The sequence below is a fragment of the Chryseobacterium gleum genome (assembly GCF_900636535.1).
GTDB classification, from domain to species: Bacteria; Bacteroidota; Bacteroidia; order Flavobacteriales; family Weeksellaceae; genus Chryseobacterium; species Chryseobacterium gleum.
Genome location: NZ_LR134289.1, coordinates 4,936,632 through 4,954,904, shown reverse-complemented (window position 1 = coordinate 4,954,904; position 18,273 = coordinate 4,936,632). Strand labels below are relative to the sequence as shown.

Below are 18,273 nucleotides of genomic sequence, written 5' to 3'. Positions count from 1 at the left end.
CTATGAACACAAAGAATAAAAAATGGTTATATTGGGTTGTGGGCGGCATCATTGCAATAGGTGCAGTCTGGTTTTTCTTCATCCGGGAAAAAGAAATAAAAATCCAGCTTGAGACCGTAAAACCTGAAATGGGAGACATATCCAATTCCATTACCGCTACAGGAACCATTCAGCCTGTCGATACTGTTGCGGTAGGTACTCAGGTATCAGGAATTATCAAAAACATTTATGTGGATTTCAATTCTACTGTAAAAAAGGGACAGTTACTGGCTACTTTAGATCCTGATCTGTTGAAGTTCCAGTCAGAACAGATCAAAGCCAACCTGCAAAATGCAAAAAGTAATCTTGCTTACAACGAAATCAATATCAACAGACAATCTCAGTTGTACAAAGTCGGAGCGATCAGCAAAGCAGATTATGATAATGCCACAAATCAGTACAATGCAGCAAAAGCACAGGTAAATGCTGTAACCGCACAGCTTTCTACCGCTGATAAAAACCTGTCATTGACTAATATCTATTCTCCAATCGACGGAACTGTTCTCAACAGAAATGTAAGTGAGGGACAGACCGTAGCTTCAAGCTTCAGCACTCCTACCCTGTTCAGTATTGCCAAGGATCTTACCAAAATGAGGGTACGGGCCTCAGTAGATGAAGCAGATATCGGGAATGTAAAAGTGGGTCAGAAAGCAACATTTACCGTAGACGCTTTTCCGGATGAAACTTTTGACGGTGAAGTGTCCGAAGTACGCCTTCATCCCACCGTTTCATCAAATGTAGTGAACTATACCACCATCATCAATGCAGATAATTCCAGCTTAAAACTAAAACCAGGAATGACAGCAAACATTACGATTTACACACAGGTTTTAAACAATGTTATGAAAATTCCTGTGGCAGCAACCAGCTTCCGGCCAGACAGTCTTGTGATCAAAAAATACAAAGTTAATTCTCCGTTTACCAATGGTAAAAAGCATGAAAAAGGACAATGGAAAAAACAGGATAAAGGAACCGAAAATAAAAGTGAAGCAGCCGTCTGGATTATTGCTAAAGACAGTACTATTTCCCGGAAAAAAATAAAAACAGGAATGGACAATGATACCGAAATACAGGTAATATCAGGATTAAATAAAAATGACAATATTATCACCGGTTATAAAGTTCTTTCAAAAAAAACTTCCGGCGGACAGGCTAAAAGCCCATTCATGCCTCAAAGAAGAGGTGGCGGAAATAACAGAAACAGCGGCGGCGGCGGACCAAGATAGCCTAGCAACCAGCAAAACAAAAAAGTCATGGCAGAAAAAATTCTGGAGATCACAGATCTGAAAAGAGAGTTCAGGATGGGCGAAGAAGTTGTTCATGCACTGAAAGGCGTCACATTTACCGTAGAAAAAGGAGAATTTGTAACCATTATGGGAAGCAGCGGATCCGGAAAATCTACCCTTCTAAATATTATTGGCTGTCTTGACAAGCCATCTGGCGGCGATTATATTCTGGATGGCGTTAATATTAAGAACCTTGACCGTGATGAACTGGCTGTTCTCAGAAATCAGAAAATAGGTTTTGTATTCCAGGCTTACAACCTACTTCCAAGAACGACTGCAAAAGAAAATGTAGAGCTGCCTCTCCTCTACAATTCGAAAATATCTACAGAAGAGCGCCATAAAAGAGCCATAGATGCCTTAACTGCTGTAAAACTTGAAAGCAGGATTGATCATCTCCCTAATCAAATGTCCGGAGGACAACAACAAAGGGTAGCTATTGCCAGAGCTTTGGTAAACGAACCTGTAATGATTCTGGCAGATGAAGCCACAGGAAACCTGGATACCAGAACCTCCTATGAAATTATGGCTTTAATGCAGGATCTGCATCAGCAGGGGCGAACAATTGTTTTTGTAACACATGAACCCGACATTGCCACCTTTAGCAGCAGAACAGTGACCCTCCGCGATGGGAAAGTGATCAAAGACATTCAGAATGACAATATAAAGTCTGCCAAAGAGGCTTTGGAAAACCTTCCGGTAAATGATGATTATCAATAATATCAAACTGAAAATTTATTACCATGAACTTTTCAAACCTTTTCAGAATTGCATGGAAAGCTCTTTTACGGAATAAGCTTCGTGCATTTTTAACTATGCTTGGTATTATTATCGGCGTTGCTTCTGTAATCGCCATGACTGCCATTGGTGAAGGTTCAAAAAAAAGCATCAGTGATCAGCTTTCTTCTATGGGATCCAATATGATCACTATCCGGCCGTCCAGTAATGTGAATGTTTCCGGAGGTGCCAGAATCGGTGCTTCAGGATTACAGACGCTGAGACCTCAGGATGCGGACGCCATTTCAAAAGGAGCAGCAGATGTTTCTTATGTCTCTCCTGCCGTGCAGACTAACGGACAATCGATCAACGGCCCTAATAACTGGCCAACTCAATTACAGGGAGTAAATGAAGAATATTTTAACATCCGGGACTGGGGCATTTCCGAGGGGAATCTTTTCACCAAGAAAGACGTCACCTCATCCAATAAAGTCTGTCTTTTAGGGCAAACTGTTTACAACAGTTTATTTCCCAATGGTGAAGATGCTGTAGGAAGTATTATAAGGTTTAACAAAGTTCCTATGAAAGTCATTGGAATCCTTGCTCCAAAAGGATCTAATGCATTCGGGCAGGATCAGGATGATGTGATTATTGCTCCGTTCAATACCGTTCAGAGAAGATTTTTGGGAATTACCTATGTTCAGACGATTTATGCAGCGTCATCGAATGAAAACACATCGCAGCAGGCTACAGAACAGGTATCTGAGATCCTTAGAAAACAGCACAAACTGCCTGCCGACGGAAGCAATGATGATTTCAGTGTGAGAACCCAGGCTGAACTGATCTCCACTATGAGTTCTACCAGTCAGCTTCTGACCGTACTTTTATCAGCGATTGCCGGTATTTCTCTTGTTGTGGGGGGAATCGGAATTATGAATATTATGTATGTATCGGTAACGGAAAGAACCAAAGAGATCGGACTGAGAATGTCTATCGGCGCCAGAGGTAAAGATATTCTGTATCAATTCCTTATTGAAGCGATATTGATCAGTATTACCGGCGGAATTCTTGGCGTACTTTTAGGGATACTGTCTTCGGAACTCGTTACATTTTTTCTTTCGTGGCCAACATTTATTACAGAGTCATCAATTATAATCTCTTTTATCGTCTGTGCCGTGACGGGAGTCTTTTTCGGATATTATCCTGCTTTGAAAGCTTCAAAACTTGATCCTATTGAGGCTTTAAGATATGAATAGTTTTTGTACATTTGAATGATAGGCTTTGGGATTCAGATTTTAGATTCGAGGCTTAGCAACAACAAAATAAACACCTAATACAATATGTCCGCAAGCATTTCTTCCAAGACGTTTGATTTTTTAAAAAAATTAAATAAAAACAATAACCGCGAATGGTTTAATGAGAATAAAAACCTCTACACGGAAGCTCAGCAGAATGTAGTTTCATTTTTAGATGAACTGATTAAGGAAATGTCTGGTTTTGATGAAGAGCTTGCCAAGATTGACAGTAAAAAAGCATTATTCAGAATTTACAGGGACACCCGTTTCTCAAAAGACAAATCACCTTACAAAACCAATTTCGGAGCTTCTCTGGGAATGGGTAAAGGAAATCAGAAAGGAGGCTATTACCTGCACATGGAACCCGGAAAATCTTTTCTGGCAGGAGGAATTTATATGCCCGAATCTTCTGTACTGAAAGAAGTTCGTAAAGAAATTTCGCTGTATGGGGATGATTTCCTTAAAATTCTCAACAATAAAGAATTCAAAAAACACTTTCCTGAACTTGACCAGGACGATAAACTGAAAAAAATCCCTCAAGGTTTCGAAAAAGAAGATCCCATGGGAGAGTATCTTAAGCTTAAAAATTTTATTGTGATATATTCTGTGAAGGATGATGAAGTGCTGGATAAAAATGCTGTGAAAAATATGAGTAAAATTTTCAAACTGATGAAACCTTTCAATGATTTCCTGAATGCTCCTTTTCTTTAACACCTGAGTTTTTTGAATCCGGATCACTCAGATCTTCCAGGATAAACGACATAATTCAGCAAATTCTGCTTTGCAGTACTTTTGGTAAAGTTTCAAAAATAAACGGCTATTTTGTTACTTTAAAAACTCACTAAAATTCAAACGGTTACAAAACATTTTTTTACAATCTCTACTGAAATTCAACGTATTATAATTAACATTTTTTAAGAAAAGTTTTACATTTTTACGTATCTTTGCTGTTCGCCAAAAAGCCTACAATGTCTTTATACCAAAAAATTGCAGAAAAACTACAGTATATAAGTCCGAATTTCTACAAAAAAAGATATTTTAAAACTTTAAATAATCTTAGTAAAAATAATTTTTCGGAGCGTAATGTAGAACCGGAACTGGTATGGATTAAAGAATACCTTTCAAAAAATGCAGTGATATTAGACATTGGTGCCAATGTGGGAACCTTCCTGTATCAACTGGAAAACGCACTGGATCATGAAAACATTTATGGTTTTGAGCCCAATAAGAAACTTTACCGAAGACTGAAAAGGCTGTTTCCGGCAATGCATATCCTTCCTCTGGCACTTTCTGATGAAAACAGAATTGCAGAGTTCAAAGTACCTGTTATCAATGGAAAAACGATTGCTTCACGCGGTACTTTAAACACTTCCTATAAAGAAAAAGGGGAAGAGAAAAGCTATACGGAGAGAGTAAAGGTCATCAAGCTGGACGAATGGGCTGCACTGGAACATTTCAATAGACTTGATTTCATCAAAATAGACGTAGAAGGAAATGAAATAAAAACATTGTCCGGAGCGAGAGAAACCATCAGACGATTTCAGCCGACTTTAATGGTTGAAATGGAACAAAGACACCACGACACCCCTATCTGGAATGAAATATCCGAAGTAATGAACTGGGGATACGAAGCCAAATACCTGAACAGAGACAGCTTTATGCTGGAAAATCTTACAGAAGATATTATAACACAAAATACAAACGACGAAAAAAATAAAACTCAGTACATCAACAATATTATTTTTATACCTAAAAACATTTAAAACAACTTTATGAGTGTAGTAGCGAGACAAGGCTTCAAATATTCCATTATCGGTTATATTGGTTTTTTGCTGGGCACCGTTTCCGCAATATTCATATTTCCGAATGATTTTGAATTTATGGAAAGCTGCGCTACATTCTTCCTACCGCAGAAATGCTGGTTCCTTTTGTTGTATTGGGCATCTCCTATTCGAATGTAAAGTTTTTTCACACCGTGGAAAGAGATGGCAAAAAGCAGAATATGCTGTCACTGTCACTGCTTACTGTTTTTATCAATTTTCTTATTTTCACAGTGGTATTTTTCTTACTTCCTTATTTTTATCCGAAGTTCAGGCATTCAGAGGCATGGAAGATCAAAGAAATGATTCTTCCGCTGATCTTAATCCTTTCATTTTGTGCTATTTTTAATAAATACACTTCCAATTATAAGAGAATTGTAGTTTCCAATATTTTCGATAATCTGTTTCCGAAAATAGCCAATCTTGGAGCATTCTGTCTTTTTTTCTTTGCTTTATCCCAGAATATCAATGCGGCAATATCACAAAAAATTGCGTTTGCTTTCTTTTTTGGAATTTTCTTTTTGATGCTTTTGGGTTACATTTATTACACCAACAAGCTTGAAAAGATTCAGCTGGATTTTAATACAGATTATTTAAGAAGAATAATTTCTGGAAAGAGTTTTTCAATTACAGTTTCTTCGGATTTCTTGGGACTTTCGGAAATTACCTGGCCATAAACAGTTTTATGATCGGGGAATTTATGGGAATGGAAGAAGTAGGAATTTACTCGGTTTTATATGCTCTTATTTCGCTGATTTCTATTCCACAACTGGGATTGTTCAATATTTCTGCTCCTATCATTAATAAAACACTGGCAGACGGAGATATGGTAGAACTGGACAGGTTCCATAAGAAAACATCCTTAACACTGTATTTCCTGGGTGCGGTTTTATTTTCCTGTATTATGGTAGGTTTCCCTTATCTGACGCAATTCATGCCCAAGAACGGAACCATGCTCAGAGAATACGAGCCTGTGGTATGGATCTGGGGTTCTGCTGTATTAATAGACCTTGCCACCGGCTTCAATGGAAATATTATTTCACTGTCAAAATATTACAGATTCAATATTCTGGTTATGCTTTTACTGGCTGGGTTAACGATCGGACTGAATTATTATTTCATTAAAAACACGGATCTCAAACTGATCGGAATTGCTTTATCTACAGCGATCTCCCTTACGATCTACAATGTGGTGAAAATCGTTTTCAATTATATTGTCTTTAAGGTTTCGCCTTTAAGTATTGAAATGATTTTTGTCTCCATCATATGTACGCTGGCAATTACAGTAGCCATTGTTCTTCCAAACTTTAACAGCAATCTGCTTAATCTTGTCTATAAACCCGCAGTTGTCTTACTGTTGATTTATATTGGAAATCATTTCACAAAAATCTTCCCTGTTGAAGATTATCTGAATATAAGGTTTATTAAGAGTGTGTTTAAGATTAAATAATCACTTCCCAGTTTGAAAGAGGAAGCGTCGGAGATTCAGAGTAAGCTGTATAAAAACTGCTCCAGTTTTTTCTGAATTTCTTTCCTGCCATATGTTTTGTAAAAATCAAATGAGGTTTCTGAAAGTGCAGTTAGCTGATCAATAACATTTTCTTTCTCAGGAATAATAAAATCAAGTTTTGAAGGATAATCTCTTGGGAAAACAGCCCATTTTCCATAAGCTACCGCGTCTCCCAGGTTCCCCGTCATTTTAGTCACTCCATAAGTTTCTTTCATGCTGAAAAATTCCGTCTCCTGCTGAATCGGACACCATAAAACATCTGCTTTCTGCATCCATCTTTCAAAATCTTCAGATGAAACTCTTTCGGAAAAATAAGTGATTTCAATATTTCCAGGCAATTTTTCAGACAACTGTGCGAGTTGTTTCAATTCATGCCCGGTTGCTTTTCCAAGGAAAACAAACTTACAAGGTTTATCAGTTTTCAGATTCTGAATAGTTTTAAAAATATAGTCATAATCCCTTCTTTTTTGAGATACTCCGCCGGGAATAAGTATAATGAGATTTTCATTTTTTGTTTTGTCAAAATCCCTCGTATAAAATAGCGGTAGAAACTTATACTTTTCTGAGATTAAAGCTTCGTCCAATACCAAAAGAGAGCCGGAAGTCTGATATACCTTTGTTTTGTAGAATAGCCCTTCTTTAAGCCATAGTTTTAATCTGAAAACAACGTCTCCTTTGAAAACGCTTTTTATCAGATCAAATTTCGATGCTTTGATAAAATTAAGATTGTGGGAAATAACTGCTGTATTGTACTTTTTTGTTATCGCTAAAAATGTGTTAAAATAACGGTGAACCGTTCCAATAACAACGAGATCATAATCTTTCCCTTTTAACTGATCCAGAATCATTGAGCTGTCTGATAAATACACAGGCTCATCACTATGATTCATCTGATCTTTAATTCTTTTTGAAAAATAATAGTCTACTGAAAACTCCAGAGAGTCTTTCATAATATCCATGAAAGCCTTGGCAATTTCTGCGTGGGTGTCTATTTCTATGTAAGCTATTTTTTTCACGATGGGAGTTACATTCTTAAGTTTCGGCTAAAGCCGATGGATTTTTTATTTTTTTAATTAAACGGGCCAAAGCCCATTCCTGTTGAATTTTTCCAATAATGATTCATGAATCCTTCTACAATTCCTGGATTTACACTTCTTACATCTTCAGCCATTTCTTCTTCAGCATTTTCCAACGTTGATCATTTACAGCTTTCTGTTCTTCTTTTGTAATTTTCAATTCCAGTTTCTTTGATCTGCAGCCTTCATAAGACTTAACAATGTCTAAGAAAAAACCGACAGACTTGCTTTTCATCGCTTCTTTTGAAGAGGCAATATATGCAAGAAACCTATTCAGCCCAAGGAAATAAAAATATCTTCCGTAATAATCGGCAGAACGTATTGTGTAATCAGCTCCTTTTACTTTGATCAGCTTTACATGGAGTTCAGGTAAAACAACTTCCTTCCATCCCAGATTTTCAAGCAATATGGAATCAATATTATCCCAGCCCAGTGTTTCTCTTAATCCTCCGATCTGCATAAAACAATCTTTACGATAAGCCTTCATAGGGCCTCTTACATGATGCTTATTGGAATTCCCTTCATATACCCATTTGCCGTCTTTTTCTATATACAGAAGTCCTCCTACCAAACCATATTTTGGGTTATTGGCAAAAGCTACTTCTACAGTTTCCAGATAATTATCCGGAAGAATAATATCGGCATCAAATTTACAGATGATATCAAAATCATTCAGGAGCTGAGTCTGAAGTCCGCTTTTAAAGGCATGAACAACTTTTGAGCCCGGCTGATGTTCTGATTTCTGAAGGGTAACGGTTTCAAAACGGGAATCCGCTTCCGTATATTTCCTGATGACTTCAGGTGTTCTGTCTGTAGAACCGTCATTCACGACCACCACTTTAAAATCCTTGCTGCTTTGCTGCTGTAAAGAATCAAGAGTAAAGGAGAGGTTGTCTTCTTCGTTATGAGCAGGAATTATAATTAAAAACCTCACGGGAATGATAAATTGATGAATGATGAATGAGTAATGATCAATGATAAGAATCCACGAAGAGCATCAATTATCACTGATCATTAATTGTTTATAAATTTATTTGTTATGCGGTTTCAGCATGTTTTTCGGATCAAGGATCTCATCCAGTTTTTCCTGGGAAAGAATTCCTTTTTCCAACACAAGGTTGTAAACGCTTTTTCCGGTTTCCAATGCTTCTTTTGCAATCTGTGTAGACTGTTTGTACCCGATATAAGGATTCAATGCCGTTACAATTCCGATGCTGTGTTTTACCATATTCAGGCAAACTTCTTTGTTGGCTGTAATTCCAACCACACATTTCTCACGAAGGGTATCCAAAGCATTACAAAGGAAATTGATGTTTTCCATAATGGCATGGGAAAGTACAGGTTCCATTACATTCAGCTGCAATTGACCTGCCTCAGCGGCAAAAGTTACGGTAAGATCATTTCCGAATACTTTGAAACAAACCTGGTTCACCACTTCCGGAATCACAGGATTCACTTTGCCAGGCATAATAGAAGATCCCGGCTGCATTGGTGGAAGGTTAATTTCAAAAAGACCTGCTCTCGGACCTGATGAAAGCAATCTTAAATCGTTACAGATTTTAGATAGTTTAACAGCTAAACGTTTTGTTGCAGAAGAATAGATTACATAAGATCCTGTATCAGGAGTAGCTTCTACCAAATCCGGTGCAGAAACAATCGGGAATCCTGTAATCTGGGCTAAGTTTTTAGCACAAAGAGTGGCATAACCTACCGGAGCATTTAATCCCGTTCCGATAGCTGTTGCTCCCATATTCACTTCCACAAAAAGGCTGGCATTGTTATTCAGCTTGGAAATGTCTTCTTCGAGAGTGGCAGCATAGGCTTCAAATTCTTGTCCCAAAGTCATAGGAACAGCGTCCTGAAGCTGTGTACGTCCCATTTTGATCACATCATGAAACTCCTGTCCTTTTGCACGGAAAGCCGCAATAATTTTTTCCAGTCTTTCCACCAGTCCGATATTCATCTGAAGCAATCCCATTTTGATCGCTGTAGGATAAGCATCATTGGTAGACTGTGAAAGGTTGATATGGTCATTAGGTGAACAGAATTCATATTCTCCCTTATTTTTTCCTAATTTTTCCAACACGATATTGGCAATCACTTCGTTGGCATTCATGTTGATGGAAGTTCCTGCCCCACCCTGGATCATATCTACCGGAAACTGGTCATGATATTTCCCTTCTACAATTTCATCACACGCTTCTGCTATCTTGAAATACAGGTTTTCGTCTAAAAGCCCCAGTTCATAGTTGGTTTTTGCTGCTGCCTTTTTAACAAAAGCCAGCCCTCTTATAAACTCCGGATACGAAGACAAAAGCTGCCCTGAAATTTTAAAATTGTTGATAGCTCGTTGTGTCTGAACCCCATAATAAGCGTCTAAAGGCACATTAAGTTCGCCCAATAAATCACTTTCTTTTCTGAAATTTTCCATTACAGATATTTTACTGTTTTTGATCGTTTAAAGATAGCAAAAACGCATCTAACCGATGCGTTTTAATCTGAATTATTTTACCGGATATTTTTGATTTAACGCCTGCAGTATTGCCCATGTTTCGGCATCCATGATTCCGTCATAATTCTGCGGACGGAAATGATACTGGAATGCCTCAATTGTTTTCTTGGTAGCGTCATCCCATTGTCCGTTGGAATCAAGTGCATATCCGAATTTCTGCAGTGAAGTCTGAATAAGGAAGATAAAGCCAGGCTCATTATATTTTGCGGTAATGTCTGCCTGGGCAGCTTCAAGATAAGTTTGCTTAGCTGCTTCATCATACCACATTCCAATCTGGTATTCGTCATACAGCTTTTTCCATGGGAACATAGGCCCCGGATCCTGCTTTCTTGTAGGAGCAATATCTGAATGGCCAAGCACATTGGTAGGCTGAATCTGATATCTTGTTACAATATCTTTAACCAATGCCGCTACTTTTTTCACCTGATCGTCACTAAAAGGAGCAAATGTTCTTTTACCCGTAGCATCTGTCGTATATCCTGTATTTACAATTTCAATACCGATAGAAGTATCATTAAGGTTTTTGTCGTTTCTCCAAGCACTTACCCCTGCATGATAAGAGCGTTTGTTCTCATCTACCAGCTGGTAAATCTCATTATCTCCTGTATTATTTACCAGATAATGCGCACTCACTGCCTGCTGGGTAAGAACTGTAATTGATTTGTCGTCCGGAAGTGCGGTATAATGTAATATTAAGTAACGCTGTCTGAAGTTCTGGGCAATGGCCGGAAAATAGGTCTTCACTACTTTATATCCGGCTGGTTTTGCAGATACAATAGAACCATAACTTGCCGTGTTATCATTTTTTGTTGGATCTGCTATATTGGTAGTAAAAAAGTCGACCCCATGATCAGATACCACTTTTGGTTTTGGAGCAACCGGAGGTGTTGTCTGAACTGTTGGTTTCGCCTGTGTTACCGGGGTTTTCGGTTTGTACGTATTTTTTTTCACATTTTGTTGGGAAGTACATGAAAAAACAAATGTGCTTAATCCGATGATATATAATGTCTTACGCATCAGTTTGATTTTTGGATGATTTATTACTTCAAAAATACACAAAATTTTCTTGAATTTTATTTGGTAAATAAAGAAATCTGTTCTATATTTGCACTCGCAATAACGGAACAACGATCATTAAAAATAAACAAAAAGGAGGGTTGCCGGAGTGGTTAACGGAGCAGTTTGCTAAACTGTCGACGCGAAAGTGTCGCAAGGGTTCGAATCCCTTACCCTCCGCTCTTCTATATATTCGGGGCGTAGCGTAGTCCGGTCATCGCGCCTGGTTTGGGACCAGGAGGTCGCAGGTTCGAATCCTGCCGCCCCGACTTTTTAATGTGCTTATTAACTAAGCGGGAATCAACTTTTAAGGGTGCGTAGCTCAGCTGGATAGAGCATCTGCCTTCTAAGCAGACGGTCAAAGGTTCGAATCCTTTCGCGCTCACTTCATGGTCATCAGGATTTTTTAGATTCTGATGACTTTTTTTTTGCTTATCTAAATCGTTCTTACTCAGCTTAATAAGATTCAAAAAAGCATTTGATTTTGGAGTTCGAAAACGTCTGCCATCAAATTCTAATTTATGGTAGTAAATTGAACTGGCTATATTTCTTCTATCTTTTACCGACGCGTCAATGTATCTCTTAGCAATATTAGAAATAGAATCCAAGGCTGCAGATAACTTACCAGGGACATCCTGATCTTTGCTTGCTTTCGTTAAACCTTTCAAGGTTTCTTCCAGCTCATCCACCTTGTGTTTGCATTCTAATTTTACCTGTGCATAATCTTCTTCGTCCAGTCTATCAGTCAAAAATAAATCTCTTGCCTTACTGAGTTTCTGAGTAATTTTATCAATCTCTTCGGTGATTGCTTGTCTTTCCCCATCAACATTACTGCAATGCTTTCGATAATTCTTTAAAAGAATAACCTTTAAGGTATCTCGGTATTCCGGCAGTATTTCAAATTCACGTAGATTTTCTATAAACTTTTCGTTTACGGCATCTGAATTATGGCGAAAACCACATTTAGAATTACAATGATAATAACTATAACGTTTTGTATTTCCTTTTGAAGTACTTGCCGTCAGCGTATTTCCGCAGCGTGGACAAATTAATACTCCTCTTAATGGGAAGCTTTCATTATGTAGTACTCTATTCTCACCCTGCTCGGAATTATTCCTTCTACTCTTTCCTTCCAAAACTTTCTGCACCCTATCAAAAAGTTCCTCGGTAATGAGTGGTACGTGTTTACCTTTCACATAATGTGCAGCCTCGTTCTCAAACTCAGAAATAAATACCTTTCCTGTATAAACAGGATTTCGAACAGCAACCATGAAGGCATTTCTAGTAAGGTCTTTACCTTCTCGTTTGTTCATTAATTTTCTGACGTGTTCAGATGGCAACTCACCTTTTGCAATCTCCTCAAACGCCCAAACAATATTTTCCGCTTCTGGATGCTTCACTCCGATATATTTTGTACCATCTTCTGTACATCTATTAACATATCCGTAGGGTGGAATTCCCATTATACGACCTTCTTTTCTTGCCCGTCTCATACCATAGAACACATTTAATGCCCGACGGTCATTTTCTACTTCAGGGGTTGAAAGATAGATTGCCAGAACTATTTTATTTTCGGGAATTTTAAGATCAAGCGGCTGCTCTATAGCTTGTGGATCTACCTCTAAACCTTCCAGAACGCTGATCATATGATATGCCTCGCCAATATTTCTGCTGAAACGGTCCCACTTCGTAAATAAGATTAATCTAGGTTCCCTATCGCTCCTATTCCTTTTCTTAAGATTCTTAAGATACTTGCTCCACTCGGGACGGTCAAAATTTTTTGCTGAATGGTCTTCAAAAATGACATTCTCAACGGCAATACCATATTTAGCACAGTATACCTGCAGTCGCTCCGCCTGGTCACGCTGTGAATACCCTTTGTCAGCCTGCTCATCTGTGGACACACGGATATAAAGATCCGCAATCTTACTGCTAAAATTCTTTTTCATAGATATAAAATTACATTTGACTTTCTTTGTAATGGTCTCTGGAAGATCTGGACATCTTCACGATCATAAGTTGGAACTCTGATGTTCAAACCAACAGTCCCAAATAAAATAGTAGTTTTCATTTGAAAAAATTTACGAATTATTATACTTGGTTAAAATGCTGAATCAATTAACTGATTGCTAATTATTTATCAGCGAAAACAATTAAACAAAGTTACAAAAAATTGATTATTCAGGGGAGAAGAAATGTTTAATTGTAATCCTTGTCAACATATATAAAAACTCAAGCATTTCTTTTGCTTCCTGTTCCGTAACATCACGTCCCGTTTTTCTTACGGTTTCCATAAATTGCTCAAACGGTATTTCCTCCAATTCTATAAAACAGGAATGTTTTAACATCTCAGCATTAATCGATTTATTATTTTTTGAAGAAACAGATTTTGCCATAATTTCCGCATTTAGATCGGTTGGGCTACCCACCAAATTATATGGCCAACTTAGCAGTAAAAATATTTGTGAATCCACCAGTACCCTACGTTTTCCTCAAAAATCCTCCTCATTCCTATTCCATTAATAAAAAATAAAATTTGGGTGTTTTAGATTAACAGCTTAACCATTTAAATCTGTTGCAGGGGTTCTTTTTATTTATTTTAACCAATTAATAGTATATTTATTTCTCAAAGTAAAAGCTTAAAAAGTAAAATTCTAAACTACCAATGTTATAACCTGATCCATATTTATGACAAATAATGAAATTGCATTACTTATAAATTCGAAAGAGAAAATAGATGACAAATTTGCAATCTGGATGGCACATTACGATATTTTGCAAAGTAGGGGAAGAATTTTCACCAAAGATAACGATGGTCACGAGGTCAGTAAAATCTACTGTAATTGCAGCAATTGCAACAAAATTCCTGAAAATAAAAAAAATAAGAAACTCTATTTGTTAATGTTTAACCAGTCCTTTACAGCACTTCGAGAAGAACTTGAAAAAACATCCAGTTATAGGGAAAAACTCGATATCTGGATAAACAGGTTTGGTATTAATTATTGCGCAACTTATATAAATGAAGATCAGGAATTATCAATATTACCAGAGACTTCAAGCGAAATCGAGGATTATAATAAGATGCAATACAATCTTTGGAAAAATCATCTTTTTTCTTTCAAGGGTAAGGAGAAGTATTGCAAGACAGACCTCTTTTCACGAGTTGACGATTTAAATAAACAATTGCTATTATCTCCTTTCAAAGATGAAGTCATAAAGCAAACCAAAACACAAATATTGGTACAATATGAAAGTGAAGTCAATAGTAAAACCAAACAGTATTTTAATAATTTAATTATAGGAAAGCCAGAACCCTTCAACCTAAAAATATGGGAACTAACTGAACTAATTAATTACATTGACGCGAATGAAGCCTATAAATTCCTATGCTATTTACACAACCAAAATATGATAATAAAAGAAGCATTTTTAAGCCACGCTGCAGATGTCATTGCAGAAAGAGATAAAGGTATGACATGGACACAGATTGCAAAGTATTTCACCGAAAGGGCGGTACAATTTAATAGAGATATACCTTATGCTGATAAAAATTTCCTCAATCTTGAAGATAAAAACGGAAAAAAGGTTTCAAATAAAAGAACAGCGTTCTTTGAAAACCTTAAGGCTTTTAGTCCAAACGAACAGTTTGAAATTATTAATGATCTCTGTGATTCATACAGCGGAACTCCAGGTGCAATCCAGCTAAAACAGCTCCTTATTACCCAGTACAAAGACCTAAGAATGACATCTCCTATTGATGATAGCGCAGAGAAAATCGAGGAGGTTTCCGGAATTCTTAGCATGTTTCCAAAGGCCGAGGCCGCATACAATACAGCAGTCGAAAAATTTAAAAATAATATTTATCAACGAAATGCTGTCGATGATTTACGCCTAAGTCTTGAATTACTTGTAAAAGAAATATTAAATAATGAAAAATCCCTTGAGAATCAGCAGGCAGAACTGAAAAAATTCCTAACCTCACGAAAAGTTCTGCCCGAAATAGCCAATCTTATCTGGGCAAATATCGATAACATAACAAAATATCATAATAGATATGTGAAACATGACGATAATGTTGGAAAAACTGACAGCGAGACGATGTTGGACATGACTACAACTATTATTAAGATTATAATAAAAGCCGCTACTTAATTTAATGTTAAAATAAGAGCAATGCCCTTAGCATTGCTCTTTTTCTTATAATCCCTTTTTCCAAAAAACACTAAACATCTATTTAAAAGAATATGTACTATTCTTAAAAATTACACAATATTATCTGACCATGTTAAAAGAAACTGGGTCATTAATTCTATATATTGCTCAGCGTCCTGCTTCGCCATTAAAATCCCAGGGTGGCCAGCATTATTTCGAGTTTCTCTTAGTTCATTGATCATATCGATCTGCAACGATAAAGGATCAACAAACATAGAACTTAAAACGGTATTCAATAAGGTAAACTCAGATGCATTGCAACAAACAGATATCCTGTTCATTCCAAATTTAAATTTTTCCAGAGATCCCTGCATTACACCTATTTTCCACTTTTTGGTAGCATTAACAGATCCGAACAATTTCTTTAACTCATTTTCCATAGCTCTTCCATACTGCAGAACAACCGGAGAAAAATCACTGCCTACACTGATTATATTTAAAAGATACTGGCCAGATGCCAAATAATCTATCGTTCTATTATCAAGTTTTGCACTGTTAAAAATAGAACATATATTTTGCACATAACGTTGTACATCAGTTTTATGATGATATTCATCTATTTTTTCTTCCAAAAGAGTAATCTTCTCTTCATTTTCATCAAGGTTCTTTTTTAAGCCTATGAATTCGGTGATAAAGCGATCGCGCCTAATATTAAGAAGGCTTAACTGTAAATTGTTGGATTCATCAAAAAAACCACTGTCAAATGCTTCATAATTTATGCTTCCATCCTCTGCAATTGCAATTGTTTCAACTTGTTTCTTACCGTCGGCTAATGCATGTATGTTCCTTAAATAGAATATTTTTATGGAATCTGAAAAATCATTATTACTCGCGACCAAATTTTGAAAATTGCGTATCAAATACTCACTGTGAGTTTCAACAACAAATTGGATATTAAATTTTTTATTAGCTTCATAAAACATTTCCGAAAGTAACGACTGCCATTTTGGATGTAAGTTCGTTTCTGGCTCTTCGATCAAAAGTAAACTCGGGTCGAACTGATCCATATAATATTCACCATCGTCACCATAGTCATGTAGAATTCTTTTATTTTTTTCTGCTAATACACTTATTTGAATTAATAATAAAATAAGCTGTTTGATTCCATAACCATAATCAACGAGCTCTCTTTTTTTCCCAATATTATCAATGACCGAAACGAAAATCAACTGATAATCAAGTCTTAATTCGACATCTAATCTTTTCCCAATTTCAAACGCTTGTAAATATTTATTCACGAATGTATTAGGATCATGCTGCAAAGGTATATAAGCCTTTAGCAAATTTACGAAAGGAGAATTTAAGGACGCGTTATAAATTCTTACATGCTGTTCGCGAACCGTTGATAGGTAATTTATAGAAAGTAAACGGTGCTTTAAAACTTCCCAACCTTTTTTGAATGTCTCCTCCAGAACATTATATTTGTTAATAGTTTCATCCGTACTTTCTGTTTCCATCCATTTCAGATTATCTCTAATTATTTCCAAAATACTTCCATAAAATACATCTTCTACTTCTGGCTGTGGATAAAAAACCTCCGGAGGCTCAAAGTCATGATCACCAATCTTAAGTTTTCCCTTTCGATCTCCAGTTTCTTCTAACTGCTTAATAAAATCGTTCCATTTCCCAATATCCGGTTTTGATCTGAAGGCATTGACGACAGCGGAAGGTATAAAGCAATAATCTTCTTTCTCTGCAATATTATCAACCCAATCAAGCCACCTAGTGTTACGCTCCTCTTCTACATAAAAATTATAAAATTCGTATATTTCAGACAAGTAGCTGCTCAATTTGCTAGAATTGAACTTCCATTCCACGAGACCAACCATAGGATCTTCGAATGGTCTTGCGAAAATGCCATAAATTTTCCAAAGATCTTTTTTTGAAATATCTGGATCTTGAATTAGCTTTTCATATTCCTGGGTTTGCTTCTCATACTCCTTCTTGTCATCTGCAATATCCTCCTCAGTTGCATTCTTAAATTCAAAATAAAACAGAAAATCATGGTCCTTTCCGTCACAAACTTCCATTTTCCTAAGTTTTCCTTTGTAAGAATCTGTATCCAAAACAGAATATGTAAGCTTAATGTATGTGTATCTCTGACCAAAATAATTGAATGGTAAGGAAATCATAACTTCCTTGTTTTCCTTATTAAATAACAAGTTTTCAAGATTTCCCAACAAATGCTCCTGATCCGTTAAATCTAATTCATTTGGAAAGACGTCTCCGCTAACACTATTCTTCAACAGCTGCATTCCCTTAATTATAGAGCTTTTACCTGAATTATTGGTGCCAGTAAGCAGATTAATAGCAGTTAAGTTCTCGAAAAATCCATCGTGATCATTAAATATTCTGAAATTTCTAAAACCTACAATATCAATTGGATGCATATTTCTTTAGAGATCTATTTTTTATTTTCTACCACCTTTGTTGTTTTCCATGTTCTGACCTCAAATAAAACAGCTGCATCACCGGTATTATTCCATACAGAGTTTCCGAGGTTCCAGAACAAAGTATATCTTTTATTTTTACCGCCGTTAATTTCCTCGGTTTTGTTCGTACCACTTTTGGTGTACAGAATTACCTCATCTCCTTTTTTTACATTCTTCGAGACAAACCAATACATATGCCGCATTTTGTTTGAAATCTCAGTATCGCCAACAAAAGTTGTATCAACAATAATATAATAACATAGATCGCAATCTTCTAGAACTGATATATTTACTCGTTCGGACGCAAGAGTGCCATAATCA

13 protein-coding genes, 3 tRNA genes and 2 pseudogenes are annotated in these 18,273 nt (G+C 36.6%); 10 read left to right on the top strand and 8 right to left on the bottom strand.

Features of this window, described 5'->3' with window-relative positions:
* Positions 1–2 precede the first annotated feature (2 nt).
* The 6 genes and pseudogenes from EL165_RS22795 (at position 3) to EL165_RS22770 (ending at position 6,604) form a co-directional block, all read left to right on the top strand.
* Complete coding sequence (locus tag EL165_RS22795) at positions 3–1,265, top strand: efflux RND transporter periplasmic adaptor subunit (protein WP_002981305.1); 1,263 nt, start codon at positions 3–5, stop codon at positions 1,263–1,265.
* Between the two features lie 27 nt (positions 1,266–1,292).
* Positions 1,293–2,042, top strand: coding sequence for an ABC transporter ATP-binding protein (locus EL165_RS22790; RefSeq protein WP_002981307.1), 750 nt, complete (start codon positions 1,293–1,295; stop codon positions 2,040–2,042).
* Between the two features lie 23 nt (positions 2,043–2,065).
* Positions 2,066–3,295 carry an ABC transporter permease gene (locus tag EL165_RS22785; protein WP_002981309.1) on the top strand — a complete coding sequence of 410 codons (1,230 nt, stop codon included), beginning with the start codon at positions 2,066–2,068 and terminating at the stop codon, positions 3,293–3,295.
* Positions 3,296–3,379: 84 nt separating this feature from the next.
* Positions 3,380–4,045, top strand: coding sequence for a DUF2461 domain-containing protein (locus EL165_RS22780; protein ID WP_002981311.1), 666 nt, complete (start codon positions 3,380–3,382; stop codon positions 4,043–4,045).
* 257 nt (positions 4,046–4,302) lie between these two features.
* Positions 4,303–5,097 carry an FkbM family methyltransferase gene (locus tag EL165_RS22775; RefSeq protein WP_002981313.1) on the top strand — a complete coding sequence of 265 codons (795 nt, stop codon included), beginning with the start codon at positions 4,303–4,305 and terminating at the stop codon, positions 5,095–5,097.
* Positions 5,098–5,106: 9 nt separating this feature from the next.
* Positions 5,107–6,604 (top strand): annotated as a pseudogene (locus EL165_RS22770) (lipopolysaccharide biosynthesis protein).
* Between the two features lie 35 nt (positions 6,605–6,639).
* Here EL165_RS22770 and EL165_RS22765 read toward each other — a convergent pair.
* The 4 genes from EL165_RS22765 to EL165_RS22750 form a co-directional block, all read right to left on the bottom strand.
* Positions 6,640–7,680, bottom strand: a complete 1,041-nt coding sequence (locus EL165_RS22765; RefSeq protein ID WP_002981317.1) for a hypothetical protein — start codon at positions 7,678–7,680, stop codon at positions 6,640–6,642.
* Positions 7,681–7,819: 139 nt separating this feature from the next.
* Positions 7,820–8,674, bottom strand: a complete 855-nt coding sequence (locus tag EL165_RS22760; RefSeq protein ID WP_002981319.1) for a glycosyltransferase family 2 protein — start codon at positions 8,672–8,674, stop codon at positions 7,820–7,822.
* Between the two features lie 96 nt (positions 8,675–8,770).
* Positions 8,771–10,171, bottom strand: coding sequence for an aspartate ammonia-lyase (gene aspA, locus EL165_RS22755; RefSeq protein WP_002981322.1), 1,401 nt, complete (start codon positions 10,169–10,171; stop codon positions 8,771–8,773).
* A 72-nt stretch (positions 10,172–10,243) separates the two neighbouring features.
* The gene (locus EL165_RS22750; protein WP_002981324.1) at positions 10,244–11,269 is read right to left on the bottom strand and encodes an N-acetylmuramoyl-L-alanine amidase; all 1,026 of its coding nucleotides are present in this window, start codon (positions 11,267–11,269) and stop codon (positions 10,244–10,246) included.
* Between the two features lie 134 nt (positions 11,270–11,403).
* On the opposite strand from EL165_RS22750, the gene EL165_RS22745 reads away from it, so the two are divergent.
* The 3 genes from EL165_RS22745 (at position 11,404) to EL165_RS22735 (ending at position 11,693) form a co-directional block, all read left to right on the top strand.
* A tRNA-Ser gene (locus EL165_RS22745) sits at positions 11,404–11,488 on the top strand.
* A gap of 14 nt (positions 11,489–11,502) precedes the next feature.
* Positions 11,503–11,577: transfer RNA gene (locus EL165_RS22740), tRNA-Pro, on the top strand.
* Between the two features lie 42 nt (positions 11,578–11,619).
* A tRNA-Arg gene (locus EL165_RS22735) sits at positions 11,620–11,693 on the top strand.
* A 589-nt stretch (positions 11,694–12,282) separates the two neighbouring features.
* Here the strand turns inward: EL165_RS22735 and EL165_RS26680 are convergent.
* A pseudogene (locus tag EL165_RS26680) lies at positions 12,283–13,257 on the bottom strand (recombinase family protein); the annotation flags it as partial.
* A 228-nt stretch (positions 13,258–13,485) separates the two neighbouring features.
* On the bottom strand, positions 13,486–13,704 hold the full coding sequence (locus EL165_RS22720; RefSeq protein ID WP_041461549.1) for a hypothetical protein: 219 nt from the start codon (positions 13,702–13,704) through the stop codon (positions 13,486–13,488).
* 292 nt (positions 13,705–13,996) lie between these two features.
* Here EL165_RS22720 and EL165_RS22715 point away from each other — a divergent pair, with 292 nt between their 5' ends.
* Positions 13,997–15,460 (top strand): hypothetical protein, encoded by a 1,464-nt coding sequence (locus EL165_RS22715; protein ID WP_002981328.1) that lies wholly within the window; start codon positions 13,997–13,999, stop codon positions 15,458–15,460.
* 110 nt (positions 15,461–15,570) lie between these two features.
* On the opposite strand, the gene EL165_RS22710 is transcribed toward EL165_RS22715, so the two are convergent.
* Both EL165_RS22710 and EL165_RS22705 read right to left on the bottom strand, forming a co-directional pair.
* Entirely contained in the window at positions 15,571–17,910 is a 2,340-nt protein-coding gene (locus tag EL165_RS22710) for an AAA family ATPase (protein ID WP_002981330.1), read from the bottom strand.
* Positions 17,911–17,924: 14 nt separating this feature from the next.
* Complete coding sequence (locus tag EL165_RS22705; RefSeq protein WP_050791126.1) at positions 17,925–18,146, bottom strand: hypothetical protein; 222 nt, start codon at positions 18,144–18,146, stop codon at positions 17,925–17,927.
* Positions 18,147–18,273 lie beyond the last annotated feature (127 nt).

What these genes read in the sequence shown, in the direction of transcription:
- EL165_RS22750 (WP_002981324.1), bottom strand. Translation starts at nt 11,269, where the DNA reads ATGCGTAAGACATTATATATCATCGGATTAAGCACATTTGTTTTTTCA.
- EL165_RS22790 (WP_002981307.1), top strand. Translation starts at nt 1,293, where the DNA reads ATGGCAGAAAAAATTCTGGAGATCACAGATCTGAAAAGAGAGTTCAGG.
- EL165_RS22780 (WP_002981311.1), top strand. Translation starts at nt 3,380, where the DNA reads ATGTCCGCAAGCATTTCTTCCAAGACGTTTGATTTTTTAAAAAAATTA.
- EL165_RS22705 (WP_050791126.1), bottom strand. Translation starts at nt 18,146, where the DNA reads ATGTATTGGTTTGTCTCGAAGAATGTAAAAAAAGGAGATGAGGTAATT.
- EL165_RS22775 (WP_002981313.1), top strand. Translation starts at nt 4,303, where the DNA reads ATGTCTTTATACCAAAAAATTGCAGAAAAACTACAGTATATAAGTCCG.
- EL165_RS22795 (WP_002981305.1), top strand. Translation starts at nt 3, where the DNA reads ATGAACACAAAGAATAAAAAATGGTTATATTGGGTTGTGGGCGGCATC.
- EL165_RS22715 (WP_002981328.1), top strand. Translation starts at nt 13,997, where the DNA reads ATGACAAATAATGAAATTGCATTACTTATAAATTCGAAAGAGAAAATA.
- EL165_RS22720 (WP_041461549.1), bottom strand. Translation starts at nt 13,704, where the DNA reads ATGGCAAAATCTGTTTCTTCAAAAAATAATAAATCGATTAATGCTGAG.
- EL165_RS22710 (WP_002981330.1), bottom strand. Translation starts at nt 17,910, where the DNA reads ATGCATCCAATTGATATTGTAGGTTTTAGAAATTTCAGAATATTTAAT.
- EL165_RS22785 (WP_002981309.1), top strand. Translation starts at nt 2,066, where the DNA reads ATGAACTTTTCAAACCTTTTCAGAATTGCATGGAAAGCTCTTTTACGG.
- aspA (WP_002981322.1), bottom strand. Translation starts at nt 10,171, where the DNA reads ATGGAAAATTTCAGAAAAGAAAGTGATTTATTGGGCGAACTTAATGTG.